The sequence below is a fragment of the Streptomyces sp. WZ-12 genome (assembly GCF_028898845.1).
In the GTDB taxonomy this organism is placed as follows: domain Bacteria; phylum Actinomycetota; class Actinomycetes; order Streptomycetales; family Streptomycetaceae; genus Streptomyces.
In genome coordinates, this window is the sequence record NZ_CP118574.1 from 5,235,988 (window position 1) to 5,262,536 (window position 26,549).

Genomic DNA, 26,549 nt, shown 5'->3' on the forward strand with positions numbered 1-26,549 from the left:
GCCGCCGGAACGGCCGTTCCAAAGATTCCCCCGGCGCGCACCTTGGGTAGCTTGATCACGCTATGCCCGCATTCCGCCCCGTGGAGAGCGCCCCGAACGCCGGCCCGCACGCCCCGGCGCCCGGCCCTCGTGCCCGCGCCGGCTCGCTCGCCCTGGCTGCCCTCTGCCTGCCCCTGGCCCTGTCCCTGCTCGCCGGCTGCGCCAGCCCCGAGGGCCTCAAGGACGAGGGCCGGGCGCGCCGCGTCACCGCCCCGCTGGAGCTCTGGCCGCAGTATTCGCCCGCCCCGCTGCGCGAGAACGAGAACCCGGCCGCCCTCAAACCGCTCACCGCCCTCCCGCGCGTCCCGAGCGGCGACCTGACCCACGTCGACCCGCTCACCATCCTCGACGCCGACTTCGCCGCCTCCGGTGCCGCCCCGCCCCCACCCGGTTCGGTGCGCCGCCCGGTACTGCACGACCTGACCGACGACGGCAAGCCCGACCTGATCGCCGTCGTCGACCTCGACCGCCGCACCAGCGAACTGCGCGTCTACACCGTCCGGGACGCGGTGGTCACCCGGATCCTCGCGCTGCGCGCGGTGCTCGCCGGCGTCGAACTCGCCGCCGGCCACCTCGCGGTCCGCGAACCCACCAAGGACCCGCGCTACGTCAGCGTCACCGACTACGTCTGGGACGGCCACGCGATGGGCCTGTGGGACCTCACCCTCGACGTGGCCCACAAGCCCAAGCCCTCCTCGCCGCCCCCCACTCCGGCGGGGCGCGCGGCATGAGGCGCCGCCGGCCCGCCGTCTCCCTCCGCTGGAAGATCGCGCTGACCGTGACCGCGGTGTGCTGCGCGGTCGCCGCCGTCCTCGGGGTGCTGGTGCACAACGCGGTGGCCCGCCAGACCGTCGGCCAGGTCCGCAAGCAGACCCACGCCGACCTCGACGTCGCGCTGGACCTCTTCGAGTACGGCACCTCGCGCGAGGGCATCAACTCCGTCCTCGACCCGCCCGAACTCCCCGGCGAGTTGCGGGCGTTGGTGCGCAAGGGGCGGCGCGGCAGCATGGTCGGCAGCTATCGCGGCCAGCCCGTGATGTGGGCGGCGGCGCCGGCCGGCAGCCAGATCATGGCCGTCTGGTCGCCGTATGGGAACACCCGCTGGACGCTGGACAAGTTCGACACCGCCATCCTCGGCTCGGCCGTCCTCGCCGCCGCGGCCGTCGCCCTCGCCGGCCTCTTCCTGGCCCGGCGCATCAGCCGCCGGCTGACCACCACCGCGGCCGTCGCCCGCCGGATCAGCGCCGGCGACCTCGACGCCAGGGTCGGCGAGGCCGCGGGGCAACGCCCCCGCGGCGGGCCCGCGGCGGGCGACGAGGTGACGGCCGTGGCGGCCGCCCTGGACTCCATGGCCGCCACCCTCCAGGGCCGCCTGGAGGCCGAACAGCGCTTCACCGCCGACGTCGCCCACGAGCTGCGCACCCCGCTCACCGGCATCCTCGCCTCCGCCGCCCTGCTCCCGGAGGGCCGCCCCAAGGAGATGATCAACGACCGGTTGCGGGCCCTGCACCGGCTCACCGAGGACCTGTTGGAGATCTCCCGGCTGGACACCGGCACCGAGCACGCCGACCTCGCCGCCTACGAACTCGGCCCGCTGGTCGTCCGCTCCGTGCGCGCCACCGGCCTCGACACCGAGGTGCGCATCCTCGCCGACACGGTCGTCGAAACGGACCGCCGCCGCCTGGACCGCATCCTCGCCAACCTCGTCCTCAACGCCCACCGGCACGGCCGGCCCCCGGTCGTCGTCACCGTCGTCGCGCCGCCCGGCGGCACCCCCACCATCGAGGTGCGCGACCACGGCCCCGGCTACCCCGACGCGCTGCTCCGCCACGGCCCGCAACGCTTCCGCACCGACGCCCCGGGCCGCGGCAAGGGCCACGGCCTCGGCCTGACCATCGCCGTCGGCCAGGCCGCCGTCCTCGGCCTCGGCCTGCACTTCGGCAACGGCCCCGACGGCGGCGCCAGCGCGATCCTCACCTTCCCGCAGCATCCCCCGACGGACGCCGCGGCCGGCCCATGAGCGCCACGCGCCGTACCTGACGCGGGAGTTGACCGCGCCCCCTCCGGCCTCGCGCACTCCTCACCAGTCGATGTCATCCGGCGGCTCCGGCAGCACCTCCTCGTCCTCGGCCGGGGCCGGTGCCGCCGCCGGGGTCTTCCGGGGCGTCGGCGCAGCCGCCGCAGCCGCAGCAGTGGTCCCGGCCGCACCGGGCGTCACATCGCCCCCGGCCGTCTCGTCTCCCCGTCCCTCCAGCACCTGGAGGATCTGCTCGCCGTACTTGGCGAGCTTGTTCTCGCCCACCCCGTTGAGCGCGCCCAGCTCGGCGATGCTCGCCGGGCCCGTCACCGCGATCTCCCGCAGCGTCGCGTCATGGAAGATCACATACGCGGGGACGCCCTGCTCCTTGGCCGTGCGGCCGCGCCAGGCGCGCAGCGCCTCGAAGACCGGCAGCGCCTCCGCCGGCAGATCCACCGGCGCCCGCTTGCCCTTGGCCTTCGCCTTGGCCGCCCGGGCCGGCTTCTCCGGCTCCCGCCGCATCGGCACCTGCCGCTGCCCGCGCAGCACCGCGCCGCTCTCCCCGGTGAGGACCAGCGTCCCGTAGTCCCCCTCCACGGCCAGCATCCCCTGGGCCAGCAACTGCCGCACCACGCCCCGCCATTCGGCCTCGCGCAGGTCCTCCCCGATCCCGAAGACGCTCAGCGCGTCGTGATCGAACTGGATGACCTTGGCGGTCTTCCGGCCCAGCAGGATGTCGATGATCTGCCCCGCGCCGAACTTCTGCCCCCGCTCGCGCTGCAACCGCACCACCGTCGACAGCAGCTTCTGCGCGGACACCGTCCCGTCCCAGGTCTGCGGCGGCGTCAGGCAGGTGTCGCAGTTGCCGCACGGGCCGCTCTCCTGGTCGAAGTAGGCCAGCAGCCGCACCCGCCGGCACTCCACCGTCTCGCACAGCGCCAACATCGCGTCCAGATGGGCGGACAACCGGCGCCGGTGCGCGTCGTCCCCCTCCGACCCGTCGATCATCTTCCGCTGCTGCACCACGTCCTGGAGCCCGTACGCCAGCCAGGCCGTGGACGGTTGGCCGTCCCGTCCCGCGCGCCCGGTCTCCTGGTAGTACCCCTCCACCGACTTCGGCAGGTCCAGATGGGCCACGAACCGCACATCGGGCTTGTCGATGCCCATCCCGAACGCGATGGTGGCGACCACGACCAGCCCGTCCTCCCGCAGGAACCGCGCCTGGTTCGCCGCCCGCACCCGGGCGTCCAGCCCCGCGTGGTATGGCACGGCTTCGATGCCGTTGTCCACCAGGAACTGCGCGGTCTTCTCCACCGAGGCCCGGGACAGGCAGTACACGATCCCCGCGTCGCCCGCGTGCTCGCTGCGCAGCAGCTCCAGCAACTGAGCCTTTGCCAACCTGCTGGGCTTGATGGGGTGTTGGGGTGGGGCCCAGGTGCGTGACATGACGAAGCTCCTGGTAGACGAGTTCACGACCAAGATCGCTCGTCTGCTCCAGGAGCTTCGCGTGCTTGTCTACCCGTCCGCGCTCGACCTGTCCACTTCCCACCTGCGGTTTCTGACGGCTCAACTGGCTGCACACCGGGCCGGGCGGGGTACGCGCTGGCGCCGGCTGCCCGCTGGCCGACAGGCCCTGCTGGTGTTGGCGCACCTGCGCTGTGGGCACACGTATGCGCAGCTCGCAGCCGGGTTCAAGGTTGGTCTCAGCACCGTCTACCGATATGTCGCCGAAGCCGTGGAACTGCTGGCCGCCCTGGCGCCGGAGCTCGCGGCGGCGGTGAAGGCGGCACAGGGCAAGGCGTTCGTCATCTTGGACGGGACCCTGCTGCCGATCGACCGGATCGCCGCCGACCGACCCTTCTATTCGGGCAAGCATCGCAAGCACGGGATGAACGTGCAGGTCCTCACCGACCCGCACGGCCGACTGTTGTGGGCATCGCCCGCCCTGCCCGGCGCCGTCCACGACATCAAGGCCGCCCGCACTCACGGCATCATCAACGCCCTGTCTGATGCCGACCTGGCCTGCTGGGCGGACAAGGGATACCAGGGCGCCGGCGGGAGTGTCCGGGTGCCCTTCCGCGGCCGGCACAACAACCTCTCCGCAGGTCAGCAAGCTGTTAACGTCGCACATGCGCGCATTCGGGCTCTCGGAGAGCAGGCGATGGCCACGCTCAAAACGTGGCGCCTCCTGCGCAAACTCCGCTGCAGCACCACCCGCATCACCGGCGTCGTTCAAGCAGTGCTGACGCTTCACCTGAACTGCTCAAAGTGAGGTTGGCAAAGGCTCACTGCCGCTTGGGCTCGCTCTTCGCCGCGATCCGGTACTGGATGTTGGGCCGGTCGAAGCTGGCGACGAAGTGCCGGGCGCCGTCCAGCCGCAGCCGGGAGGTGATCTCCTCGTGCGTCGCCTTCGTCGCCGTCGCGGTCAGCGCGATCCGCGGCACGTCCGGCCAGCGCTCGTGCAGCATCGACAGCGCCAGGTAGTCCGGCCGGAAGTCGTGGCCCCACTGGGCCACGCAGTGCGCCTCGTCGATCGCGAAGAGCGAGATCTTCCCGCGCTCCAGCAACTGCACCGTCTGCTCGACCCGCAGCCGCTCCGGCGCCAGATACAGCACGTCCAACTCGCCGGCCAGGAACTCGGCCTCGACCAGCCGCCGCTCCTCAAGATCCTGCGTGGAGTTCAGGAAGCCGGCCCGCACGCCCAGCGCTCGCAGCGCATCGACCTGGTCCTGCATCAGCGCGATCAGCGGCGAGATGACCACCCCGACGCCCGGCCGCACCAGCGCGGGAATCTGGTAGCACAGCGACTTCCCGCCGCCCGTGGGCATCAGGACGACCGCGTCCCCGCCCCCGACGACATGCTCGATGATCTCGCGCTGATCCCCGCGGAACGCGTCGTACCCGAACACCCGGCGCAGCACCTGCACCGCCTCGTCCGCCAGCACACCGCCTTCGGGCGCACCCACCACGCCCGCCGCGCTCTGCACGTCTTCCTCCACGCCCACGACCACTCCCACGTCCGCCGGAACCACCCCGAAAGCCTACGAGCTCCACCCCACCGCTCGCCGAGCCTGTGGATAACTCCACCCCTGCCGCCCCACGACCGACCGGACCGCAACATCACCACCCCACCCCACCCCGACGCCAGCCACCCCCGAACGGCCCGCTGAACCGGGCCTCCCGCCGCCCCCGCCGCCTGCCACACTGACCGCCATGACGGGTGCGACGAGGGGTGCCGACGAGATCCACAACAACGCGACCGGCACGGTCAGCGACATCCTGGTACAGATCGGCCGGAACGACGGCGAGATCCACCTCAACCACCCCCGCCGCGCGCCGGCGGTGCCGCGCCAGCTCCCGCCCGCGCCCGACCGCTTCATCGGCAGGGAGGGCGAGACCGCGCAGCTCACCGCCGCACACGACGCCGCCGACCGGGGCGCCACGCTGATCATCGCGGCGATCGGCGGGACCGGCGGGATCGGCAAGACCTGGCTCGCCCTGCACTGGGCGCACCGGCACGCGGACCGCTTCCCGGACGGCCAGCTCTTCGTCGACCTCCGGGGCTTCCACCCGAGCCAGCGCCCGATGACCCCGCAGGAGGCGATCCGCGGCTTCCTGGATGCCCTGGGCGTCCCGCCCACGGAGATCCCGGCCGAGCCGGCCGCCCAACTGGGGCTCTACCGCAGCCTGGTGGCCGACCGCCGGCTGCTGATCGTCCTGGACAACGCCCACGACTCGGCCCAGGTGGACGCCCTGCTGCCCGGCACGCCGACCTGCACGGTGCTGGTCACCAGCCGCTACCACATGGCCGGCCTGATCACCGCGCACAGCGCCCGGTCGGTCACCGTCCACACGCTTGACGACCAGGGCGCGCGGGCGCTCCTGACCCGCCACCTCGGCGAACGGCGGGTGACCGACGAGCCCGCTGCGGTCGCGGAGATCCTCACCTGGTGCGCGGGGCTCCCGCTGGCCCTGAGCATCGTCACCGCCCGCGCCCGACTGAACCCCACGATCCCGCTCGCGGCACTGGCCGAGGAGCTGCGGGACGCCTCGTCACGGCTCGACGCGCTGGCCGAGGAGCCCCCGATGGCGTGCCTGGAGACGGTGCTGTCCTGGTCGTACGAGCAGTTGACGGACGAACAGGCCACGGTGTTCGGCCTGTTGGGGACGGCCCCGGGCTCCGACATCAGCCTGCCGGCCGCCACCAGTCTCGTCGGCCGACCGGCGTCGGAGGTGCGCCGCGTGCTGCGCCACCTGGAACGCGTCTCCCTGGTGCAGCAGCAGGGGGCGGGCCGTTACTGGATGCACGACCTGGTCCGCCTGTGCGCCGCCACCTTCGCCCGCTGCACACAGGAGCCCGCCGCCCTCGAAGAGGCCCTGCGGCGCCTGGCGGAGTGCGCCGCCCACACCGCGCATACCGCCGACCGCCTCATCGCCCCGCACCACGCCCCCATCGAACTCGGCACCCCCGGCCCCGGTTGCCGGCCTCAGTCGCTCGCCGACGCCACCGAGGCATGGGCCTGGTTCGCCGCCGAACGCGTCAACCTCATGGCCGTCCAACACGCGGCCGCGGAGCGCTCCTGGCACCCGCAGGTGTGGCAACTGGCCTGGACGCTCACCACGTTCCAACTGCGCCAGGGGCACCTCCAGGACAACCTCACCGCCTGGAAGGCCGGCGCCGCCGCGTCGAACCACCTGGACGACCCGCGCTCCCGTACGCGCTCGTACCGCCACCTCGGCCGGGCCCACGCCCAACTCGGCCAGCACGAGGCGGCGCTGGTCCACCTCCAGGACGGTCTCGCCGGCGCGGAGCGCGACGGCGACCGGCTCGGCCAGGCCCACACCCATCGGGCCATCGCCATCGCCTGGGAGCAACAGGGCCAATACCAACGGGCGTTGGACCACGTCCGCCGCGCCCTGCACCTCTACGAGGACCTCGACGTCAAGGTCAGCGGCTCCCACGCCCGCAACGAGGTCGGCTGGTACCTGGCCAAGCTGGGCCACTACGAGGAGGCCCGCCGCCACTGCGACCAGGCGCTCCAGCAATGCCGCGCCGCCGAAGACCGCAGCGGCCAGGCCAGGACCCTGCTCAGCCTCGGCTACCTCGCCCACCACACCGGCCACCACGACGAGGCCGCCGACCGCTACCGCCAGGCCCTCGCCCTCTACCGCGACCTCGGTGACACCTCAGCCCAGGCGGACACCCTCGACCACCTGGGCCACACCCTCGCCCCCCACAACAAACCCGAGGCCCACGCCGCCTGGCACCAGGCCCTCACCCTCTACACGTCCCAACACCGCCCCACCGAAACCCACCGCCTCCACCCACAGCTCACCACCCTCGCCTCCGAGGACTCCCCCAATCCCCCACAAAGGGCCCGGAGTGCGCCCCCAAACCAACCCTCTACCGGGAAGCCGAGCCGCCGCCCGTGCCATGAACTGCGCACCACGGCCCAAGAGTTCACCCGCCTCCCACCCCACCCCACCGGCCCGAGCCGATCGCCCCCAGGCGCGTTCAACCGCCCAGAACCCAAGCCCCCGACCGCCAGCGGCCGCCCCGATGACACCAGCAAACACAGACGCCAAAGGCCACCCAGGAACGTTCCTAGGTGGCCTTCACGCTGGTGCCCCCGGGCAGATTCGAACTGCCGACACCCGCTTTAGGAGTGGGGTCGAATCCTTGATCGAGGGTGTTCGGTCCTGCCGGGGAGTGGTGCTGTTATCGCAGGTCAGCGCCACCCGGCCTGATGTTTGATCCGGCCTTCGGCGCCTCGTGTTCCACCGTCCGCTCACGCATCGCTCATGCATAGCGGACGGCCGGCAAGGGGTGCGACATGCAGAACTACGCGCAATGCATGTCCTATTGAGTGCGTGTGAGCGTCCCTCCGTCGGCACTCACCGTACGGCGCGTCGGGGCCTGACGCCCGGCCACCCTCTTGTCGGTGACGCGCAGTCGAATGCGTACCTCTTGATGGCCTGGACAGCACCGATACCGCCCAATCGCGGCGAGTCTCACCTCGTGGGTATTTTTCGGCCAGATCACCCCTGGCTCGCCAGTTGAACGGCCTCCCCCGGCCAGGCAGCCCGAACGGGACACGAACGAGGTGGAGTTCGGAAATAGGTGCCTTCCCTCCTTGATGTCGCGAGGTACGCACGCAAGTGGCACTTCTAGCCAGTAAGTGACCTGTTACGTCGGTCTGTCCGTAAAGAAAACATCAAGATCATTTAGTGTCGGAAGCACCGGGGGGGTGGCGATGGGCCACGCCTCCGCCCAAGGAGGAGATGAACATGAAGAAGGCAACCGCTCGGGGCCTGGCTGGTCTTGCCATCGGTGGGCTTGCGCTGGTGGGCGCATCGCCGGCGTTCGCGATGGAGGCGTACTCGCCGAGCGCGCACGCACACGCTTGGACGACGACTTCCGATCGGGTCGTCAAGTTGCAGCAGAACGATCTCGGCAAGTCGCACGCCGACTACTACCGCACCACGGACCCGAACGAGCCGTACCACCTGTGGAACAAGTCCGGCATCATGGGCTCGACCGCGACGAGCGGCAACGGCAACCGCGTCGTCAAGATGCGTGCTTGCAACTGGGTCAAGGACAACGACGACGAGTGCGGCAAGTACGTGAACCACTGACCGGTTCACGGCGTGATCGCTGAGCTGTGAAACGCGCTCGGCGAACCGCGAACTCCAGCGGGAGGAACGGCATGTTGCCGTTCCTCCCGCTGCGCGTCTGCACAACACAAATGATCAAGAGGTGCCGACTGTGGATCGGAATCGGGAAGGACGGGCGTGAGGGACAGGCCGCTGGCAGTGCGGGGACTCGGATACGAGATCGCCGGCCGGACGCTGTTGAAGGACATCGACATGCAGGTGGAGGCGGGCCAGTCCGTTGCCGTGGTGGGGCCGAGCGGCAGTGGCAAGAGCACGCTGCTCGGCTGCATCCTCGGTCTGGTGAAGCCGTCGGCCGGGGTGGTCGAGGTGGTCGGCGCCGACGTGGTGCGAATGCGGCAGCGCGCCTTGGAGCGCCATCGCAGCGCTCATATGGGAGTGATCTTCCAGTTCGGTGAGCTGCTTCCGGAGCTGTCGCCGGTCGAGAACGTCGCCCTGGCCGCGTTGTTGGCCGGCGAGGGCGCCCACCAGGCGTACGAGAAGGCCGAGCGGATCCTGGACGAACTCGGTGTTCCGTTGAACGGTGTCAGTACCGGCCACCTGTCGGGTGGGGAACGGCAGCGCACCGCGGTGGCTCGTGCCCTGGTGAACGAGCCGAAGCTGCTGCTGGCGGACGAACCGACCGGTGCGCTGGACGCGGCCACCCGGGACAGCGTTTGCGATCTGCTCTTCGACCTGCCGGAGCGATGGGGCTGCGGGCTTGTCGTGGTCACGCACGACGCCACGGTGGCGGACCGGGCCGAACGCGGCTTGGAGCTGCGCGGAACCACGCTCGCGTCCCGCGGAGCGGAGGCCGGCTCATGACTCCACAGGGGAAGAACCGTTCCCTGCGGGCCCAGTTGATGCGCATGGGGTGGGCTTCGGCGCGCCGCACTCCGGGGGGCTCGGTCCGCGCCGTTGCGTTGCTGCTGGCGGCCGCACTCCTGGCAGTGGGACTGTCGTCAGTAGTAGCGGTCTACGCGGCCTACGACGGCATCAACGCGCGGTCAGCAGCGCGGGCGCTCCAATACAAGGACGCGTCGCCCGACCGCAAGACCATTGCCCACGGTGTCGATTCCTTCGACGAAGTCGACGGACGTCAGTACAGCGTCGTCTACCTGCGCCCTGTCTCCGATGAGGTCCCCCGTCCTCCTGGTATCAACCACTGGCCGAAGCCAGGTGAAGCTTTTCTGTCCCCCGGTCTGCAGCGGGCGCTGGCAGCAGAGGGAGCGCAGCACCGCTTCGGCAAGGTCGTCGGCACCATCGGTGACGAGGGACTGGCCAGCCCCGGCGAGAAGTACGCCTACGCCAACCCCACCGATCGCCAGTTCAACGCCGAGGACACCTACGCCTTCGTGGGGTTCGGCGGGTCGGGCAGTGGGGCATCCGGCGATGTGCTGTTCATAGCCAACCGCGGAAAGCTGCTGACGGCGCTCTCGCTGGTCCTCCTGCCCGTCGCCGCCTTGGTGGTCGTAGCGGTGCGCATGGGATCCGATGGGCGCGATCGACGCACCGCCCTGCTTAGCGCACTGGGCGGTGGGCACCGGCACCGGGCTTGGCTGAACCTTGGCGAGTCGGCGCTTCCCGTCGTGGCCGGAGCGCTCCTGGGAGCCGCGCCGGCGTTCTTGGCCATGACGACCAGCGCTGTGCGACTGCCGTGGATCAACTACTGGCTCTCCTCCGTGGACTTGAGGCATTACGGATGGGCGACGGCACTCGCCACGATCGCAGCGGCACTCGGCACCCTGCTGCTGGTCTGCGTGCTGCACCGACAGGGCCGACGAGGCACCAGGCGATCCAGTCGCCTGGCTGCCCGGACGAGCCGCATCACGCGATGGGCCGCCCTTGCCTGCCCGGTACTGATCTTCGCCACGGTCTGGGGCCCGCAGCAGTTGGACCCCGCACACTTTTCCGACCTGCGGATGAAGCTCTACAACATCGGCGTGGTGGCGGTCCTGGCGACCTTCCCGGGGGCCATCGCCTACGGAACCTCCCTACTCGGGGCCCGGTTGGCCGGTTCCGTTCGCCGGACGGGCGCCGAGGGCTCCCTCGTCGCCGGTCGGCACATGGCCGCTCACCCGGGGGTGACCGCACGTCTCGTCGCGGGAGTGGGGATCGCCATGGTGCTGGTGAGTCAGGTGCAGCTCAAACAGATCCAGTTCGGCAGCAGCGTGCTCGCGGCTCAGGAGACCGCACACCGTGTAGGGCAGAGCCTGCTGCTGATGCAGCCGAAGTGGGACAAGGCATCCCCCCGTGAGGTGGGGGAAGTGTTGCACCAGCTGCCGGCTGACGTGCAGGCACTTTCGATTTACCGGAACGGGGAGAAGCCTGCTGCGTCGGTTCGACTTGCAGGACCTTGCGAGGCCCTGAAGGCGGTCAAGGTCACCTGTTCTCATACACGGGTGACGGTATCTCCTGCCGAAACGGATCGGCGTGTCTTCGAGGCCCTGCGCTGGTCCGTGGGGGAGGCGAAGCAGATGACCGTCGTCCCTACTGTCGCGCCCGACATCCGCAACAAGCCCGCGATGGTGCTTCTCGTCTCCGCCACCGGTGCGGACCTGCCTGTTGCAGACATCAAACAGGAAGTACGTCGAGCGCTTCCGCTGAACTCCGCTGACGTCGACGTTCCGGGCGGGTCGTGGCTGGTTGGCGCCAACACCCTGGCCGACCATGGGAGATGGGTCATCTTCATCGGCGTGCCCGGGGTGATGGTGATCGCTCTTACGATCGCGCTGGCCAACCTCGCTGAATTCCTTCGGTTCAGCCGCAAGACCGCCCCCCTGTCCGTGCTGTCCGGCACCCGCAGCATCTACTACTCCACGGCAGCGTGGTCTCTCCTGGCTCCGATGCTGGCCTCCATCGTCACCAGCGTGATCGTTGCCGTCTGGCTCGCAGCTCCGCAGGAGAACCCCGTCGCGGGCATCGAACTGTCGCCGGGACTGCTCACCACCTCGGCGGCGGCGTTGGCGGTCCTGTCAGCTGCGACGTGGCTCTGGGGCTCCCTGTCAGCGGTTCGCCAATCTTCAAGGTGGCGCCCCTATGGTGAGTGAACGAAGCGCCGAGGCACCCCCGTCCGGCATACCGTCGGCGCCCCCGGCCGAGTCTTGCTCGGTGGGCTGGGCGCCGGCACCCCGAACCAGTAGCCGTCCTGTCGGCACTGCTCGCCGGGCGCTCTTCATCGCCGCCGTCGGACTGACCGTCGCAGCAGCTGCTCAGCAAGTCCTCATCGTGGTCGGGCTGGGCGGCTGGCTTCCCGGCTGGCAGCCGTGGCCCTACCTCCTGCTCGCGGCGCCGGCGTGGCTCGCCTCGCGCCCCTGGTGGCAACAGAAGGCCGGCCCGAAGGCATGGAGCCGGCTCGCGAACTCGGCACGGCGCCTGCCGGCTTGGCTCTACTGTCTCGGGGCTCTGGCCCTCACCGCGACGGTGTGCATATGGCTGCAAGGCAACGAACCGCACATGGCACACGAAGAAGCGGTCTACGCCAATAAAGCCCGATCTTGGGCCGACGGCACTCCGGACGCGGGCTGGGGCCTCTACCGGCCCTTCGGGCTCCCGTTCCTCGGCCGAATAGCACTGGCCGTGCACCATGATGTTGGTGCGCTGCGCGGTGTAGCAGTCCTCCTCACGTTGGCGACGCTCGCCGTCACCCACCTGATTACGGCGCACTGGACTACTCCTCATAGGGCTGCTGTCACGGTGTTGCTCGTGGTGAGCGGGCTCGGATTTCTTCGGCGGGCCCCGGAGTTCCTCAACGACATCGGAGCGACAGGTCTCCTGCTGCTCGTCGTCTTCCTATTGGTTCGCGCACAGGAGAAGGCAAAGTGCTCCGCGCTGCTGCTCCTTCCCTTCGCGATACTTGCTGCCTTCTACTTCCGCTACGGAGTGCTAGGGAGCCTTATCGCCATCGCGCTGGCAAGCCTAGGCGTCTATGGCCTTCGCGCCTGGAGAAAACACTGGCGTCAACTTCTCGCCGCCACTGGGATTCTTGCCGCCGGACTCCTACCGCATTTCGTCTACGCCATCCAGGAGACCGGCTCTCCACTGGGCATCATCTTCTCCGCCACTGGACAGGCGAACCGGGACTACATAGGTGAAGGGCTCGTCTACTACCTCGCGATCTTCCCCTACCGGCTCGCGGGTGACCTCGGGGCGATCGTGATGACAGCTGGCCTGTTCGTCGCGGGGGCGAGCGCACGCCGACTCTTGCAGGCTCGCCGGGGAGGAAACAGCTTGCCACGGCCGCGTGACCGGCGACATGTCTTCCTGGGCCTCTCCTCTGTACTGATCTTCGCCACACTGGGGCTCACCGCACACGGTGAAGCACGCTTCGTCTACCTTCCGGTCATCCTCCTTACCGTGCTCGGGGTAGAAGGAATCGTGGAAATAGCGGGGCGTTGGGCAAGCAGGGCACTCCTTGTCGTCGCGGCTCTAGCCGGCATCACCATTGCCGGGACCGCTCAGGTCGTGGCAAAGGGAGCAATGCCTGGCCCGGAGGACCTCAGCCGGTCAACAGTGCCGGTTGCCCGAGAAATGACTTCCTCAACATCTTGCCTGCTGGTCACGGGCTACGAGCCCGAAATGGGTTGGTACTCCGGATGCGACGCAGTCACCTACTCCCAGTACCAGGACGTGAAGCCTGCACCGGGCGTGAAGACCAGCTTCATCCTCTTCGAACGAGGGCGATACCAACCCACATCAGACGCGCTGAGGCGCCTGATCGGCCACCGCGCCACCAGCGTGCGTCACATTCCGACGAATGGCGCCGTCGGATCGGCCACCGTCATCACCGTGCAACCGTAGTCAGCGGTCACGGGCAGCAGATGATGCAATCACCGACTGCCCCTCACTCGACCTCCACGCTCAAGAAACCGCGAAGAAGGGAACAACCCCGCCCACCTGCCTGAGGCGGCAGACGAGCGGGGTGTTCACACGTCAGGTCAGCGGTTCAGGTGCCGCGACTCGTCCAGCACACGCAGTGCCGCGCAGCGGGTTCCCCGGCCTGCACTCGGACATCGCTGGCTTCGCTTCAGGCGGACGGGTCGAACTCTCCCAGCTTGGCACCGGTGAGGAAGTCGGTTCATTCCCCGGTGGTGGACTCGACGGTGGCGCCGGTTGCGGACGGCCACGGCGCCGGGGACGTTGGTGGCCACCTCCCCACACCGGGGGTTGTTGTCGTCGTACTTGCAGGCGTGGGCCGTGCGGAACTCGAAGTCGGGACGTGCGGTCACTGCGTTTCCTTGCCTCGATGCGCGGAGAGTCGGTCCCCGCGCCGTGTGAGCCCTGCTCCGGTCCTTCGACCTGCGCGCGGTGGAGACGCCGGAGCGGGCGGTGGCCCCCGCCCTCCTGCGGTGACCCGTAGAAGGGCGGGACCGTTTTCCCTCGCCGCGCCGCCGTGGCGCGGCATCCTTCAAGGGAGCGTCCGGAAATGCTCCCCGCGGGACGGACCGGGCCAGTGACCTGCGCCCGTCGGCTCAGGTGCGAGGGGACTCGTGTTGTCCTCTCGGGCCGTCTGGTTGGGGGAGGTTGTGCGGGCGGAGCGGTCGGAGGCGTACCTCGGCGCTCCGTCCAAACTCACAGGTAGATCTGCTTGCCGCACTTTGTGCAGCGCTTCTTGCCCTTGGGCACGTCGTGTGGGCAATCCATCCGGTCAGGCATGCGTGGTCCTGTGCGTCTACTGCGTGTGGCGGAGGTTCGGGTCGGTAACCAGGGGGCGTGGTAAGGCGGTTCGGCTGCCGTGGGCTTTCGCACCGCTCACGCAAACGGCCCCGGACGGTGAGTCCGAGGCCGAATAGCACGCCTTCCTGGGGGAGAAACCTCAGGTCAGCGGCTTACCGCATAGTGCCCCCGGGCAGATTCGAACTGCCGACACCCGCTTTAGGAGAGCGGTGCTCTATCCCCTGAGCTACGGAGGCGGGGGCTTGTTGAAAACCTTGTCGAAAACCCTGTGACTGGCTCTCGGCCCGGTCACGCAAACCCGCTGGTCGGATGGCCCGTGCAGCGACGCCCGACGTGCGGGACGAAGGCAACGGCGGAGATCCCAGCCGACCTCTGACAGGGTAGCGGATGAGTCCCCTGCGGTTCGCCCCCGCTGGCAGAGTTGTCGGCAGGGTTGCGCTGACGTGCGGATTTGCGAGGGATCTCCGCATGAAGTCTGTGTGTGGAGGGCTGGCTTCAGGGAGGGCGAAGGAGGGTTAATTATCCGTTTTGCTAATCAATGCGCCTCGTGGGGCTCGGCGCGTGCCGCGCAGGTAGGTCTTGAGCTCTCGGAAGCCGGTTTCACAGGTCCATCGTTTGACGTAGGTGGTAGCAAGTGCTCCGGCAGTCGCGGTCTTCGGGGTGAGCAAGGTGGTGGCCAGGCGGTAGTGGCCGGTCCGTACGGCGCCGTCGTCGGTGCGCACGGCGATGGCGGCCTCGACCACGCGCACTACGGGGACTCGGGGTGTCAGTGGGGCCGGTGGTGTCTTCCCGGCTTGACGGCGGCGTGTTCTCTTCTTGGCCTGGCGGGTGGAGTCGGTGGGGTCGGTCCACTGCGAGGGGAAAGGCTCGTCGGGCAGGACCTGTTGGACGGGTAGCTGGCGATCGGCCGGGACCCGCCACAACAGGTGGGCACCGGCGGCCTGAGCCGCGCACCACAAGCGGTAACTGGGGAATTCCCGGTCGGTAGCAGCATGCCGGCCTGGGGAGCAGGCAACAGGCTCTCGGCCAGGCCCCGTTCACTGTCGCGGTAGGTGTCGACGGCTACGTCGATGATCCGGCGGCTGCCGCACGCGATGAGTACGATCACGCGTGACTGGGGGTTCCCGCTGCTCCCTTCTTGCGGCTCGGGCGGGCGAACGCTTTGGCGTTCTTAAGTGAGTCGGCCAGATCCACATGGGTGCCGTCACCCGCGACCAGCAGCAGTCCGAAAGCGTGCGACCACGGTGCGCTCCGCGGCACCGACGGGCCGGAGAGCCGCCGCAAGAGCAGCTCGAAGTGCGCCGTCCCTAGACGGTGCCGCAGTTTGGCCAGCGCCGTCGACGACGGGAGGCACAGCCCGCAGCCCCCAGCAGGTCCCGTCGCCCCGCCACAACCTTGGCGATCACGCTCCCGTCCCCCAGCCGAGACGGCAGTGCTCGAAAGCGCCGCTGAAGCCCGGCTCGTTTTCTCCAGCACCTCGTCGACAAGCGCCGGCAGGGTATGGCACGCCATCCCCGGCACCTGACGCGGTTCAACAGCCGGCCTACGCTGGAGGGCCAGCCCGTGCCCATGCCACCATGGCCTGACAACGAAGTCGTCCCGGTCCCTGGTGGGCCCGGGACGACTTCGTTGCGTTCGGCGGAACCCCGGACAGGTAGCCGAACGGGACCAACACGGACAGCGGTCGACCTAAGTCGCCGGCATTGGGTGAGATCTCCTCGGGCCACCGTCCAGGAGCGATACCGCCTGTCTGATTCCACCGCGCGCCGGCTCACATTCCCATTCCGCCGTCGATTGGAAGCCCGGCGCCGGTGATGAACCGGGCGGCGTCGGAGGCGAGGAAAACCACCGCGTCGGCCATGTCGGTGACCTCTCCAAGGCGCCCGAGCGGGGTGCGCTCCACGACCTCGCCGATGGCTTCTTCGGCGCTCGGCCAGAGCCCCAAGTCCACCATGTCCTGCACGATTTGCATGCCCATCTTGGTGGATATGAGCCCCGGGTGATGCGGCGCCAGTAGCCGTCGTCGCGGGCTGAGGCGAAGAACCATTCCGTGCCCCGGGAGGGCCGCTTTTCCTTCTCGCTGTTTTCGTAGTAGAGGCGGGCGGCCGGGTCGACACGGTGGATGCGCTTTTCCCGGTGGTGGCATCGGTGGTGGTGGCGACTTCCGCTTTGGAGGGGGCTTTGGGCACAGTGGCGTCCCCGGCGAGCAACTGGCGGCGTTCGGGCCGGGCCCAGTTGCGGGGAGCCTCGGGTGGGAACAGGCCCTGGGCTAGGGCTTGTTGGCGGGCATGGTGTTCGAAGGCCTCCTGCAGGGTGTCGATGTTGGGGGCCAGGATGTTCTCCTCGGCATACAGGTACTGGCCGCGGCTGGGCGGCACCGGTGGGAGGAGGGCAGCCGTGCGGCGGCCGGCATGGCGGCGGACGGCGGCGCGCAGGGCACTCCATTGCCTGTCGGACAGGGCACCGACGGCGGAGCGTTTAGAGCCGGTGACGGGAATGAGGGCGGCGAGCAGGAGATAGACCAGGGAGGGGTAGCGGCGGGGGCAACCGACGTGGTTGGGCGGGGTGAGGTGTTCGGCCATCTCGTAGATGAGGGGGTAGTTGAGGCAGTCGTTGATCCGCTGCTCGATGCTGCGTTGCTCGGTGTCGGTCAGCTGCCGTTTGCGGCGCGGCCGGTCGGCGGCGGGCAGGGGTCGCCGAAGAGGTCGTCAGGCACCCGGCACCTGCCCCTGCGACTGCACCTGTCCGGTCGAGTCGGTGGTCGTGGTGCTCTCGCGCCAGGTGTGCCCGATGACATCGGCGGCCCGGTCCAGGGAACGCAGGCCCAGACGCCGGGCCACCTCTTCGACGCTTCCGGTCTGTTCGAAGATCTCCACACCGGCCCAGGCAGTGATCGAGGAGGGTTTGACATCGGGCTCGCGGGCCAGGCCGATGCGGATGAGCAGGTCGCGCAGGGCCACGCAGGCCCGAGCCTGCAAATTGCAGTCAGGGGCGTGATGGTCAGAGACCGCCAGACGGGCCCGTGGCACGGATTCGGTGCGCAGTTGCCGGGCCGCGACGAACTGTGCACGGCCGCTGAGGGTGGCCAGGGTCCAGGCGTCCAGGGGACACCATCGAGGGTCGGTCTTGGTGGAGCCGTGCATCCACACCCTGCGCCCGGACACGTCGAGGTCCTGTACACAGATGTGGCCGATCTCCCCACTATGACCGCCGGCCAACGCGAGCGCGGCTGCGGCGCCGTGACGGGTAGGACGGTCGACGGAGGACGCCTGGTGGCGCAGGGCGATGACCTTGTCCTCCGACAACGGCCGTACCTCCCCGGCCGTGCGAGGGGGTAGGACGATGTCCCGGGTGGGGTCCTGATCGCTCAGGCCCATCTCGCGCAGCGCGCGGTAGGCGCTGCGCAGCACAGAGCGCCGCACATGCATGGTGGCGATGGCCGCGTCGGTGACGTGCCCGTGGCGGGAGCGCCCGCGGGCGGTGATGAAGTCTTCCGTGAGCTCGGCAGTGACGTCGCCCAGGACGACGGCGCCTCGCAGCTGGGCGTAGCGAGCGAAGCGGCCGATGAGAAGGAGGCTGAACTTGTCGAGGGTCTGCTCGGTGATCTCGTCGCGTGCGGCCATGGACAGCCACAGGTCACGAACTTGGTCGAGTGCGTGTGTCAGGGACAGGTCGCAGCCCACCACGAAGGTCCTTTGCTCGAGCGGCACCAGCACAGGCAGCTCCCCTCCCCGCGAGGCAGAGCGGATTAAGGGACCGGTGGGGGCGAGGGGTGTGCGGGCGTTCCATACATGCGGCAGGTTTGTCATGATTTATCTCCGCGGCAACAGGTGCCGAGCACAGGAGTGACGGGCCGTCAGCTATGCGAGGCATGGCAAAGGCATCGAAGGTGCCGCGCCCGCTGCACCTAACACTGAGCCCGAGGTGACGGCCCGAAAACACGAGGAAGCGGCGAGGGCTTCAGGCGTCAGGGGAAGTCCGGCCGAGCAGAGGTGCTGCTCGGCCGGTACTGAATAGGAACGCCGCGGTGGTCAGACTGCGGCCGACCTCGCCGACGGCGAGGTGAGGTCGGTGAAGAGCGTCCGATAAGTGTCCATGAGCGCGACGAACCGGTCGGTGGGAAGCGCAGTGATCTCCTCGTCCGTCATCGTCATCAGCGGATCGAAGATGAAGGGCGCACTCGTCTGCGGCCTCGCGCTGTCTGCGCTGGAAGAAGGCGCGACGATCATGCCATCCTCGCGATGGACGAGGAGTGCGTGGACAAGCCACTCCACCAGGTAAAGCCTGCGCTCACGGCCAGACGAGAGTCCCTCGCCCAGCCTGTTGGCAAAGTCCCACTCCTCCAAAGGACCTTCCTGCAGCAGGCGCAGCGCGGCCTTGTGGAACCACATCTCCTGCCAGTGTTCGCGCAGCAGCAGCCGGGACCGGGCCGAGTCGGTTGCCCGCAGTCGGGCGAACCGTAGCCCCACCTCGGTCACCGCCCACACGCCGCGCCCGGCCTCGATCAAGCCAGCCTGCTCGAAGAACCCCCGCGTCCCGGCGAGAGTGTGCGGGGAAAGCCCGGTATGCGCGGCCAGGACGTCCTTCGACACGGGGGTGCGCAGGTCGCCGCCCAGTGCGGCGATGGCAACGATCAGTTCACCCTGCTTTTCGGGCCGCATCCGATCAGTCGGCGCTGCGAAAGGGCGCGCGGTACGAGGCGACGCAGTCACGATCGTCCCCCCATGTCAAACCGGGTGTCAACGCTGTCCCGCACGCGACAGGCATGCAAAAGTAGAGAAAAAGAGAGAAAAGGCATCGCGGGGTCCTCAAGTAATCATCATTTACGGGGGGATGCGATCGAGGACCTCCGCAGTGATCGCGCAATGTCTTACGCTGTTCACGATGCGTGGGTCCTCAAGCTGACGCGTCAAGGGGGCCGCCGGGGGACGGGCTAGGTACTCCGGCGGCGCCCGCCTGTACACGTGAGCTCTCTTGCTGTTCAGTTGCTCCTCTGGCCGGCCTCCGCTGGATCGATGAGCTGATACAGCCCCTGCCGGGACTCCCCGACGCTCCTTACGCGCCCTGCCCTCACCAGACGCACCAGCGAGCCCCGGATGTTGTTGGTGCCAGTGCCGGGGCGCATGCGGGCAACCTTGGGGTAGATGTCCTGCAACTGCATGACCTCCCCGGAAGACAGCGCCTCAAGGGTGGCGGCATCGATGGTCGGCGGCTTCGCCCTGCAGGACTCGCCTGCGCCCGGCGACTGCGCGCCTGCGTCCGACGGTCCCTCTTCCGGGCCGGCACCCTGACGGGGCGGTGACACGTGCGGGAAAAAGTACCGATACGCAGCATCCGATGCGAGCTGCGCAGACATTGCCCGCATCCCCGCCTCGCGCTCGATCTCCAACGCCTCACGTAGCCGGCCCTCGATTTCGGCCCTAGCTCGCTGGGCGTCCGTGTGGCTTGCCGCTTCAGCTCGCGCAACCTGCTGTAGGCGGGACAGCTGCGGATGCCCCTCAACGCCTGGCGCCATCGCCATCCCTCCCTCCCTGGCTGCACCTGCTGACCAACATAGCCGCCAGTCAGCCAGGGGCGCGGCACTGAGGCGAAACACTGCAAGATCAGGTGGCTTGATGAGGCGTCAAGTTGACACGGAAGCTCGGAAACGGCCATTACGAGGTGGCAATCTTCTGCAACTTCACTGCCAGGGATGGATGTCGAGATTGCATCTTGAAGGCAGAAGCTGCAACACCTAGGTGGGGTAGCTGAGTTACGAGCAGGATGAGTTGGGGCCCATCTCTATCGGCAGTGTCGTCTGCGACATGAACGCCCTCCCCGAAAGCTGCATCGGCTTGCCGCCAGACCTGCAGGCCGGCCGTGACGACCGGGGTGCCGCGGCGATACCCAGCCGGATGCCACCCGCCACGAAGTATTCACAGCACCGTGAAAATAGCTCGTGAACTGCACGTATACGCAAAAATCAGCGCATAGTCATGGCAGCATCGGTCCATGCCCAGAAGCAGCAACGACAAGAACCCCCGCCGCTACGTCCTCTGCGGAATCTGGCCCGAGGTCACCCTTGCCCCTGACGCCCCGCTCAGCGCCCACTGTGGCCTGCTTCTGGCCCACGGGCCTCGACCGCCTCGTCGCCACTCGCAGCCTGTCCCTACGCGACGTCTCCGGCCTCGCCGGCGTCGCCCACTCCACCGTCGCTCGTGTCCTGACCGGCGAAGTCCTGCCCGACATCGGCACCCTCACCCGCCTAGATGATCGATTCCAAGGGATCGGCTGCGCGCACAAGGGGAGGGAGCCCAACGTCAGTGTGTGAAGACAGAGTTGGACTCCCTCGCCACCGCACTCTATGTGAAGACCGAGGACCTGCTGAAGGCATCACCGCATCTGGCGCCCTGGCGTCCGGTGGTCGGGATCGCTCCGCGACTGACCGATGCCGAGCTGGTCACGCTCGCCATGGTGCAGGCGATGTTGGGCTTCACCTCCGAGGCCAAGTGGCTTCGCCATGCCCGCTCCCACCTGCGGCATCTCTTCCCCTACCTACCGCAGCAGCCCGGCTACAACAAGCGCCTGCGCAAGGCCGCCGAGTTGCTGCGGCGGGTGACGCGGCTGCTGGCCACCGACACCTCCGTATGGAGCGACGACGTGTGGATCGTGGATTCCACGCCGGTGGAGTGCGGACGCTCCCGCGAGACCGTCAAACGCTCCGACCTGGCCGGATGGGCCGAGTACGGATACTGCGCCAGCCACAGCCGCTTCTTCTGGGCCTGCGCCTGCACCTGGTGTGTACCTGCAGGGCCTGCCGATCGCCTTCGCCCTGACCGGAGCCAAGGCCGACGAACGCGAGACCTTGCTGGACCTGCTCGCCTCCGAATTGCACCTCGTCGCCGCCCGGCCTGGACAGACGCTGATCGGCGACAAGAACTACTTCGGCCGCGACTTCGAGCACCAGTTGGCCGAGCAGGACATCCGGCTGCTGCGGCCGGCCCGCAAGGGTGAGCCGGAACGGCCCGGGACCCCACTGTTCAAGCCGTTGCGGCAGGTCATCGAGTCGCTCAACGAGACCTTCAAGGGCCAGCTCAACCTCGAACAGCACCGAGGCCGCACACCGGCCGGCGTGATCGCCCGCGTCATGCAGCGCATCCTCGCCCTTACCACCGCGATCTGGCACAACGACCACACCGGCCAGCTCGTCCTGCGCTCACTGACCGCCTATGACCACTAAAACCCTTGGAATCGATCATCTAGAAGACGCCCTCAACCACCAACTCTGGCCCGGCCTCCGCGCCGTCCGCGCTGCCGCCAAACCAACCGGACAGGGCGGCCAGTGGCCTATGCGCCCAAGGTGATCACCCCGTCGGGAGTCCACCCCTCGACATAACTCTGGACCAGCAACCCGAGCTCCGAAGGGAATAGAGGCACGCCCGCCTCGAACAAGCCAGCCACAGGCCACCAGCGCGCCGACGCATCAACCAGTTCAGTATCCACCGGTCCGGCCGGCTTCAGGACGACGACCTCCGCCTCAAGCCGGTCGGGGCCACCCCTCGACACGTGAAGGCGCCCCGTGGCCGAGCTCCACAACACCTCTCCCGCAGGGGCGCGTCGGATCCAGCGCCGCACAGCGCACGCGATGCTCTCCCCGCCGAGAACTGAGACCTGGACGGGCCGCCAATCCTCCGCGTCAGCAGGACAGTGCAACAAAACCGCCCTGCTGTCACAGGACAACAGGGCGACCAAGGCGACGCGTTGTACGTATGAAGAAAGCCGAGCCATCGCTCAGCCTCAGCGACGCACCAGCCGAAGGCGCCCTGACGGACGCCAGCGCACTGAATCGCTGAACTGCAGCCACCCCGCTCAAGCTCACTGGCAGGCCAGCGGCCTGACCAGCGATAACGAGCTCAGTGTTCCCGGAACCACGGCTCGCCGTTGCACCCGCTATCAGGCGCCCACTCCTGACCGGCGAAGACGGGGTTTTCTACAAGCCCCACGGAGGCGGGGGGATCGGGGTGATCCGATCCGGCGACAAGCGTAGCGGATGGCCGGTGTGGGGCGGGTGGGTGCGGGCGGTTCGGTGGGTCAGCCGAGGTGCCAGCTGAGGGTGCCGTCGGCGGCGGTGAGGGCCGCGAGGAGCAGCAGGTCGGCGGCACCGAGGGCGAGTCCGAGGGCGGCGCGGCCGCGGCGGGTGGTGCCGCGGGTCAGGGCGAGGGTGCCGAGGGCCAGCGCGCAGGGGCCCAGGACGATGTTGAGGACCAGGGTGCCGACGAGGCCGAGGACGAAGGAGGCGACGGCCATGCCGTCCGCGTCGAGGCGGGCGGCGGGCTTGGGGGTGGTGAGGGTGGTCATCGGGGGGTCCCCTCGGTGTGGTGGCGGCGTTCGCGCAGGGAGAAGACGAGGAGCCAGACGGCGATGGCGGCGCCGGCGGCGAGGGTGACCGGGACGGGGAGGTGCGCCGCGGTGCCCAGCGCGATCCCCATCAGGAGGAGGGCTGCGACGAGGAAGAGCATGGTCTGCCTTTCCGGAAGGGCCGGCTCCGGGGCGGGCCCGGGAAGGGCTCGCGGGGAGCTTCAGCGGACAGTTGTTCACTGACTTCTTCAGTGTACGACCGGGGGTGGGTGGAGCGCTTCGGAGAACGGTTGTTTACTGGATGACATGAGTCACAGTGAGGGCGGAGTCCGCCAGGCGCAGAAGCAGAAGACCCGTCAGGCGCTGTTGGACGCGGCGCTCGGGCTGCTGGCGGAGCAGGGCCTGAGCAGCCTGGGGTTGCGTGAGGTGACCCGGGTGGTGGGCGTCGCCCCGGCCGCGTTCTACCGACACTTCCGGGATCTGGGGGAGTTGGGCGTGGCGCTCGTCGAGGAGGCGCTGGGCAGCCTGCACGCGATGGTGCGGGCGATCCTCGCCGAGCAGGACGCGGCGGAGGAGCGGATAGACCGCACGGTCGCGGTGGTCGAGCGGCTCGTGCGCGAACACCCCGCGCACGTACGGTTCGTGGCCCGTGAGCGGCGCGGTGGCGTACGGGCCGTGCGGCACGCCATCGCGGAGGAGCTGGAGCGGTTCGTGACGGAGGTCGCGGAGGCGCTCAAGTCGCAGCAGGTGTCGGCTGGTTGGCGGGACGAGGACGTGCGGATGCTGGCCGAGCTGTACGTCGACCGGCTGGTGACGACCGCGGCGGAGCTGCTCGACGCCCGGGAGGAGGGCGGCGAGGACGCGGTCGGGCGGGTGGTGTGGCGGGCCCGGCGGCAACTGCGGTTGATCAGCATCGGGCGGCGGCACTGGAAGGAGGAGGGCGGGCGTTAGCCGGGTGGGGGCGGGCCAGTGGGGGGTGGGGCGGTGTCGTGGCGTGCGCGGGGGTGACGCGGACGCGGTAGGTGCCGTCGGTGTTCTCGGTCAGGACGGTGACGGTGACGCCGCTGATGCGGTCGGTGTAGGTCTCGCCGGGGCGGAAGGTGGCGTCCGTCATCTCCGGGTCGACGTAACGGGCGTCGCCGTAGCAGCCGCGGCTGTGCGGGGTGGCGTCGATGACGCGGATGGGGGCGCGGCCCGTGGGGACGTTGGTGGCCACGTGGTAGACGAGGACGCCGGGGCGGCAGACGATCGGGTCCACAGGCCGCTCGCGCGCGCCTCGACGACGAACGCGGTGTGCGGGCCGGTCGGCACGACGACGATCTTGGCGCCGCCGGGGGTGGAGATCGGCGACAGGACGTGTTCGGCGGGCGCGCCGCCCCGCCGGCGCGCAGTGCACCTGGCCAGGGGTGAGCCACCCCATCTTCCACTTGTGCCAGCCGAAGAAGTCGTTGCTCGGACCCCAGTCCTCGTCCATCGGGTCCCAGTGGCCCACCGGGGTCGGGCCGTCGTGCTCGTTGTTGTAGTAGAGGTCGGGCAGGCCGAAGGCGTGCGCGTTCTCGTGGTTGAGGACCCGGAAGGCGCTCAGTCCCGTTTGCCGGCTCCAGATGAACGAGACGTTCCGGAAGGGCGCCCCGCGCGCCGGTCTTCATCCCCAGGTCGCCGCCGCTGAAGGTGACCGACCAGACCGTGCGGGTGGCGGGCGGGCCCGCGTTGGGGGAGGCGATGACGTTGATGACGTCGTAGTCGCGGAAGTCGACGAACGGGTCGACGGCGTGCACGAGTTCGCGGGCCAGGGCGTAGTAGTAGCGGTGTGCGAGGACGGGTCGAAGTTGGCGCCCCGGTTGATGCCGTAGGCCGCCAACGGGTGGGACATCCGGATCCAGCGGAAGAGGGGCTTGGGGACGTAGGTCATCCGCCCGTAGGAGCTGACCCGGAAGTAGTCGGTCGCGGCCGGGAAGAACTCGGCGAAGCGGGCCATGGGGGAGAGGGTGGCGGGGGGGCGTCCGGGAAGTCGACGAAGAGGGTCAGGGCCCGGACGGTGCCGGCGGCGCGGGCGTAGCCGGCGGGGGGTGAGGGCGGCCTCGGAGACGTTGTCGGTGATACCGGGCAGGGCGCAGGGGCCGCTGGGGCGCGCGGGGCCGGGCGGGGTCGGGGGCTTACGGGGTGCGATGCGCGGGGGGGGGGAGTGGGCGCGGGCGCAGGAGCGGGCGTGGGCGTGGGAGTGGGCGCGGGCGCAGGAGCGGGCGTGGGCGTGGGTGGGGGGGGCTTCGGGGGGCCGGGGGGCTTGACGGGGCTGGTGGGCTTGGCAGGGCTGGTGGTGGCCGGGTTGCGGGCTTGGTGGTGTTGGCCGGGCGGGTGGGTTGGCGGTGTTGGGGGTGAGGGGCCCGGCTTGACGTTGGTGGCGGGCGGTGCGGGAGTGGCGGGGGCGTGATGTGGGGGTCGGGGGTGGCGGGGGCGCGGCCGCGACGGCTTCGGGGGGGGTGGTCAGGGCGATGGCCGCGGCCGCACAGGTGATGGTCGTGGCCAGGGCGGCGCAGAGCGTGTGCGTCAGGGTGCGCATGGGGCTGCCTCGTACTTGCCGGTGTCTGCGGGGTGTCTGCGAGGTGTTCGCCGGTCTCCGCGGTGTGGTTGACGGGGTGTGGGCCTGCCCTTCGCCTCATGGAGCGGCTGCCTTCTGACTCATGGTGTTCAGCCTGCGGCGGCGGATGGTCGCTCGCGCGTGGGGATGCGTCAAATGGAGGGGCGGCGTGGCGCGGATGGCTGGCGGGGTGGGCTTACGCCGGGTGCCCGGTGCGGGTGGCGGGAGGGGGTGGGGGTGTGCTCGGGGCGATTGCGGGCGCGTGTCCCAGGTCACATGCCGGTCGGGAAATATCCGGGGAGCCGGTCCCCGTTTAGCTGGGTGTTGGAGGAAGCGGGGAGTGCTTCCCCGGTTCCGGTTCCGCTTCTGGGGCCGGTGCCGGCGGCGCTTCCCCTGTTCCAGAGGAGCTTCTCCGGTTCCGGGGGCATCCCGGGTTCGGTGGATGCGGTGACAGCGAAGGGAGTGTGCCGACGTGACCGCAGTGGGTGTGAAGTGCGCAGCGCCGCGGCTGCGGGCCGACGCGGTGCGCAACCGCGAGCGGATCATCGCGGCCGCACGGGAGACGATGGTCGAGTTCGGGGCCGAGGTCCCGCTCGATGAAATCGCTCGACGCGCGGGTGTCGGCAATGCGACGCTCTACCGTCACTTCGCCGATCGCCAGGAGTTGATCCACCACGTCACGCTCTCCGTCATGTCCCGTATCGCGGACCGTGCGGAGCGCGCACTCGCCGAGGAGCCGGATGCCTTCGAAGCACTGCGGCGCTTCGCCCACGACGCGGTGGGGGAGCGGATCGGCGCGCTGTGCCCGCTGCTCTCGGACGGCATCGACCACGCCCATCCCGAACTGCTCGCCGCGCGCGAGCGCCTGGACGCGGCCGTGGAGGCCGCCATGGGCGCCGCGCGCGACAGCGGCCAACTGCGCACCGACATCGCCGTCGGTGACCTGATGGTCGCGCTCACCCAGCTCACCCGCCCGCTGCCCGGCAGCGCCTGCCTCGACTTCGACGGGTTCGTGCACCGGCACCTCCAGCTCTTCCTGGACGGTCTGCGGGCCCCGGGCCGGTCCGAACTGCCCGGTGCCGCCGCCACGTTGGAGGACCTACGGCGCCGTGGGGCCGGGAGGTGCGGTCCGGTTGCCGCCGGCCCGTCGCGCTCCTCCCACTAGGCACCACCGCCCGATGCCTCCGTCCCCCGCGGGTGCAGTGATCTCCGCTCCCGTTCGACCCACCTGGCCCATCTGACCCGTCTGCT

Annotated in this window: 19 protein-coding genes, 1 tRNA gene and 4 pseudogenes; 12 read left to right on the forward strand and 12 right to left on the reverse strand. The window is 69.4% G+C overall.

Annotated elements, in window-relative coordinates:
* The first annotated feature begins 62 nt into the window (after nucleotides 1-62).
* Both PV796_RS22730 and PV796_RS22735 read left to right on the forward strand, forming a co-directional pair.
* The gene (locus tag PV796_RS22730; protein ID WP_274915185.1) at nucleotides 63-770 is read left to right on the forward strand and encodes a hypothetical protein; all 708 of its coding nucleotides are present in this window, start codon (nucleotides 63-65) and stop codon (nucleotides 768-770) included.
* The gene (locus tag PV796_RS22735) at nucleotides 767-2,059 is read left to right on the forward strand and encodes a sensor histidine kinase (protein ID WP_274915186.1); all 1,293 of its coding nucleotides are present in this window, start codon (nucleotides 767-769) and stop codon (nucleotides 2,057-2,059) included. The genes PV796_RS22730 and PV796_RS22735 overlap by 4 nt, the downstream gene beginning before the upstream one ends.
* A gap of 60 nt (nucleotides 2,060-2,119) precedes the next feature.
* Here PV796_RS22735 and PV796_RS22740 read toward each other — a convergent pair.
* Nucleotides 2,120-3,448 (reverse strand): annotated as a pseudogene (locus PV796_RS22740) (RecQ family ATP-dependent DNA helicase); the annotation flags it as partial.
* A 115-nt stretch (nucleotides 3,449-3,563) separates the two neighbouring features.
* On the opposite strand from PV796_RS22740, the gene PV796_RS22745 reads away from it, so the two are divergent.
* On the forward strand, nucleotides 3,564-4,328 hold the full coding sequence (locus tag PV796_RS22745) for an IS5 family transposase (RefSeq protein ID WP_274918887.1): 765 nt from the start codon (nucleotides 3,564-3,566) through the stop codon (nucleotides 4,326-4,328).
* Between the two features lie 16 nt (nucleotides 4,329-4,344).
* Here PV796_RS22745 and PV796_RS22750 read toward each other — a convergent pair.
* Nucleotides 4,345-5,043: pseudogene (locus PV796_RS22750) on the reverse strand (RecQ family ATP-dependent DNA helicase); the annotation flags it as partial.
* 226 nt (nucleotides 5,044-5,269) lie between these two features.
* On the opposite strand from PV796_RS22750, the gene PV796_RS22755 reads away from it, so the two are divergent.
* The 5 genes from PV796_RS22755 (at nucleotide 5,270) to PV796_RS22775 (ending at nucleotide 13,507) form a co-directional block, all read left to right on the forward strand.
* A complete protein-coding gene (locus PV796_RS22755; RefSeq protein ID WP_274915187.1) occupies nucleotides 5,270-7,720 on the forward strand; it encodes a tetratricopeptide repeat protein in 2,451 nt (816 codons plus the stop codon).
* A 624-nt stretch (nucleotides 7,721-8,344) separates the two neighbouring features.
* Nucleotides 8,345-8,692: a hypothetical protein gene (locus PV796_RS22760; RefSeq protein WP_274915188.1), complete on the forward strand. Its 348-nt coding sequence runs from the start codon at nucleotides 8,345-8,347 to the stop codon at nucleotides 8,690-8,692.
* Between the two features lie 156 nt (nucleotides 8,693-8,848).
* Nucleotides 8,849-9,532, forward strand: coding sequence for an ABC transporter ATP-binding protein (locus tag PV796_RS22765; RefSeq protein WP_274915189.1), 684 nt, complete (start codon nucleotides 8,849-8,851; stop codon nucleotides 9,530-9,532).
* Nucleotides 9,529-11,757 (forward strand): FtsX-like permease family protein, encoded by a 2,229-nt coding sequence (locus PV796_RS22770; RefSeq protein WP_274915190.1) that lies wholly within the window; start codon nucleotides 9,529-9,531, stop codon nucleotides 11,755-11,757. The genes PV796_RS22765 and PV796_RS22770 overlap by 4 nt, the downstream gene beginning before the upstream one ends.
* A 178-nt stretch (nucleotides 11,758-11,935) precedes the next feature.
* On the forward strand, nucleotides 11,936-13,507 hold the full coding sequence (locus PV796_RS22775; protein ID WP_274915191.1) for a glycosyltransferase: 1,572 nt from the start codon (nucleotides 11,936-11,938) through the stop codon (nucleotides 13,505-13,507).
* A gap of 1,039 nt (nucleotides 13,508-14,546) precedes the next feature.
* Here PV796_RS22775 and PV796_RS22780 read toward each other — a convergent pair.
* From PV796_RS22780 to PV796_RS22805, 6 genes and pseudogenes are all read right to left on the reverse strand, one after another.
* A tRNA-Arg gene (locus PV796_RS22780) sits at nucleotides 14,547-14,619 on the reverse strand.
* 279 nt (nucleotides 14,620-14,898) lie between these two features.
* Nucleotides 14,899-15,372 (reverse strand): annotated as a pseudogene (locus tag PV796_RS22785) (transposase); the annotation flags it as partial.
* A gap of 782 nt (nucleotides 15,373-16,154) precedes the next feature.
* Complete coding sequence (locus PV796_RS22790; protein ID WP_274915192.1) at nucleotides 16,155-16,361, reverse strand: SDR family oxidoreductase; 207 nt, start codon at nucleotides 16,359-16,361, stop codon at nucleotides 16,155-16,157.
* Between the two features lie 730 nt (nucleotides 16,362-17,091).
* Nucleotides 17,092-18,099 (reverse strand): hypothetical protein, encoded by a 1,008-nt coding sequence (locus PV796_RS22795; protein ID WP_274915193.1) that lies wholly within the window; start codon nucleotides 18,097-18,099, stop codon nucleotides 17,092-17,094.
* A 315-nt stretch (nucleotides 18,100-18,414) separates the two neighbouring features.
* Nucleotides 18,415-19,044, reverse strand: coding sequence for a hypothetical protein (locus PV796_RS22800; protein ID WP_274915195.1), 630 nt, complete (start codon nucleotides 19,042-19,044; stop codon nucleotides 18,415-18,417).
* Between the two features lie 320 nt (nucleotides 19,045-19,364).
* Entirely contained in the window at nucleotides 19,365-19,904 is a 540-nt protein-coding gene (locus tag PV796_RS22805; protein WP_274915196.1) for a hypothetical protein, read from the reverse strand.
* Nucleotides 19,905-20,444: 540 nt separating this feature from the next.
* Between PV796_RS22805 and PV796_RS22810 the strand changes: the two genes are divergently transcribed.
* Both PV796_RS22810 and PV796_RS22815 read left to right on the forward strand, forming a co-directional pair.
* The gene (locus PV796_RS22810) at nucleotides 20,445-20,693 is read left to right on the forward strand and encodes a helix-turn-helix domain-containing protein (protein WP_274915197.1); all 249 of its coding nucleotides are present in this window, start codon (nucleotides 20,445-20,447) and stop codon (nucleotides 20,691-20,693) included.
* Nucleotides 20,690-21,602: pseudogene (locus PV796_RS22815) on the forward strand (IS982 family transposase). Before PV796_RS22810 ends, PV796_RS22815 begins: the two are co-directional and overlap by 4 nt.
* Nucleotides 21,603-22,453: 851 nt before the next feature.
* On the opposite strand, the gene PV796_RS22820 reads toward PV796_RS22815, so the two are convergent.
* Nucleotides 22,454-22,720 carry a hypothetical protein gene (locus PV796_RS22820; RefSeq protein ID WP_274915198.1) on the reverse strand — a complete coding sequence of 89 codons (267 nt, stop codon included), beginning with the start codon at nucleotides 22,718-22,720 and terminating at the stop codon, nucleotides 22,454-22,456.
* The gene (locus PV796_RS22825) at nucleotides 22,717-22,881 is read right to left on the reverse strand and encodes a hypothetical protein (RefSeq protein ID WP_274915199.1); all 165 of its coding nucleotides are present in this window, start codon (nucleotides 22,879-22,881) and stop codon (nucleotides 22,717-22,719) included. Before PV796_RS22825 ends, PV796_RS22820 begins: the two co-directional genes overlap by 4 nt.
* A gap of 145 nt (nucleotides 22,882-23,026) precedes the next feature.
* Between PV796_RS22825 and PV796_RS22830 the strand changes: the two genes are divergently transcribed.
* Nucleotides 23,027-23,671 carry a TetR family transcriptional regulator gene (locus PV796_RS22830; protein WP_274915200.1) on the forward strand — a complete coding sequence of 215 codons (645 nt, stop codon included), beginning with the start codon at nucleotides 23,027-23,029 and terminating at the stop codon, nucleotides 23,669-23,671.
* Here the strand turns inward: PV796_RS22830 and PV796_RS22835 are convergent.
* Nucleotides 23,628-24,194, reverse strand: coding sequence for a hypothetical protein (locus PV796_RS22835; protein ID WP_274915201.1), 567 nt, complete (start codon nucleotides 24,192-24,194; stop codon nucleotides 23,628-23,630). The two genes, PV796_RS22830 and PV796_RS22835, sit on opposite strands and share 44 nt — an antisense overlap.
* 171 nt (nucleotides 24,195-24,365) lie before the next feature.
* Complete coding sequence (locus PV796_RS22840) at nucleotides 24,366-24,698, reverse strand: hypothetical protein (protein WP_274915202.1); 333 nt, start codon at nucleotides 24,696-24,698, stop codon at nucleotides 24,366-24,368.
* A 1,072-nt stretch (nucleotides 24,699-25,770) separates the two neighbouring features.
* Here PV796_RS22840 and PV796_RS22845 point away from each other — a divergent pair.
* On the forward strand, nucleotides 25,771-26,463 hold the full coding sequence (locus PV796_RS22845; protein ID WP_274915203.1) for a TetR/AcrR family transcriptional regulator: 693 nt from the start codon (nucleotides 25,771-25,773) through the stop codon (nucleotides 26,461-26,463).
* Nucleotides 26,464-26,549 lie beyond the last annotated feature (86 nt).

Excerpts from the sequence above, each read along its gene's own strand:
- PV796_RS22805 (WP_274915196.1), bottom strand. The coding sequence starts at position 19,904 with ATGGCGATGGCGCCAGGCGTTGAGGGGCATCCGCAGCTGTCCCGCCTA.
- PV796_RS22755 (WP_274915187.1), top strand. The coding sequence starts at position 5,270 with ATGACGGGTGCGACGAGGGGTGCCGACGAGATCCACAACAACGCGACC.
- PV796_RS22730 (WP_274915185.1), top strand. The coding sequence starts at position 63 with ATGCCCGCATTCCGCCCCGTGGAGAGCGCCCCGAACGCCGGCCCGCAC.
- PV796_RS22735 (WP_274915186.1), top strand. The coding sequence starts at position 767 with ATGAGGCGCCGCCGGCCCGCCGTCTCCCTCCGCTGGAAGATCGCGCTG.
- PV796_RS22825 (WP_274915199.1), bottom strand. The coding sequence starts at position 22,881 with ATGCTCTTCCTCGTCGCAGCCCTCCTCCTGATGGGGATCGCGCTGGGC.
- PV796_RS22840 (WP_274915202.1), bottom strand. The coding sequence starts at position 24,698 with ATGGCCCGCTTCGCCGAGTTCTTCCCGGCCGCGACCGACTACTTCCGG.
- PV796_RS22760 (WP_274915188.1), top strand. The coding sequence starts at position 8,345 with ATGAAGAAGGCAACCGCTCGGGGCCTGGCTGGTCTTGCCATCGGTGGG.
- PV796_RS22830 (WP_274915200.1), top strand. The coding sequence starts at position 23,027 with ATGAGTCACAGTGAGGGCGGAGTCCGCCAGGCGCAGAAGCAGAAGACC.
- PV796_RS22790 (WP_274915192.1), bottom strand. The coding sequence starts at position 16,361 with ATGGGCATGCAAATCGTGCAGGACATGGTGGACTTGGGGCTCTGGCCG.
- PV796_RS22770 (WP_274915190.1), top strand. The coding sequence starts at position 9,529 with ATGACTCCACAGGGGAAGAACCGTTCCCTGCGGGCCCAGTTGATGCGC.
- PV796_RS22835 (WP_274915201.1), bottom strand. The coding sequence starts at position 24,194 with ATGGACGAGGACTGGGGTCCGAGCAACGACTTCTTCGGCTGGCACAAG.
- PV796_RS22800 (WP_274915195.1), bottom strand. The coding sequence starts at position 19,044 with ATGCGGCCCGAAAAGCAGGGTGAACTGATCGTTGCCATCGCCGCACTG.
- PV796_RS22820 (WP_274915198.1), bottom strand. The coding sequence starts at position 22,720 with ATGACCACCCTCACCACCCCCAAGCCCGCCGCCCGCCTCGACGCGGAC.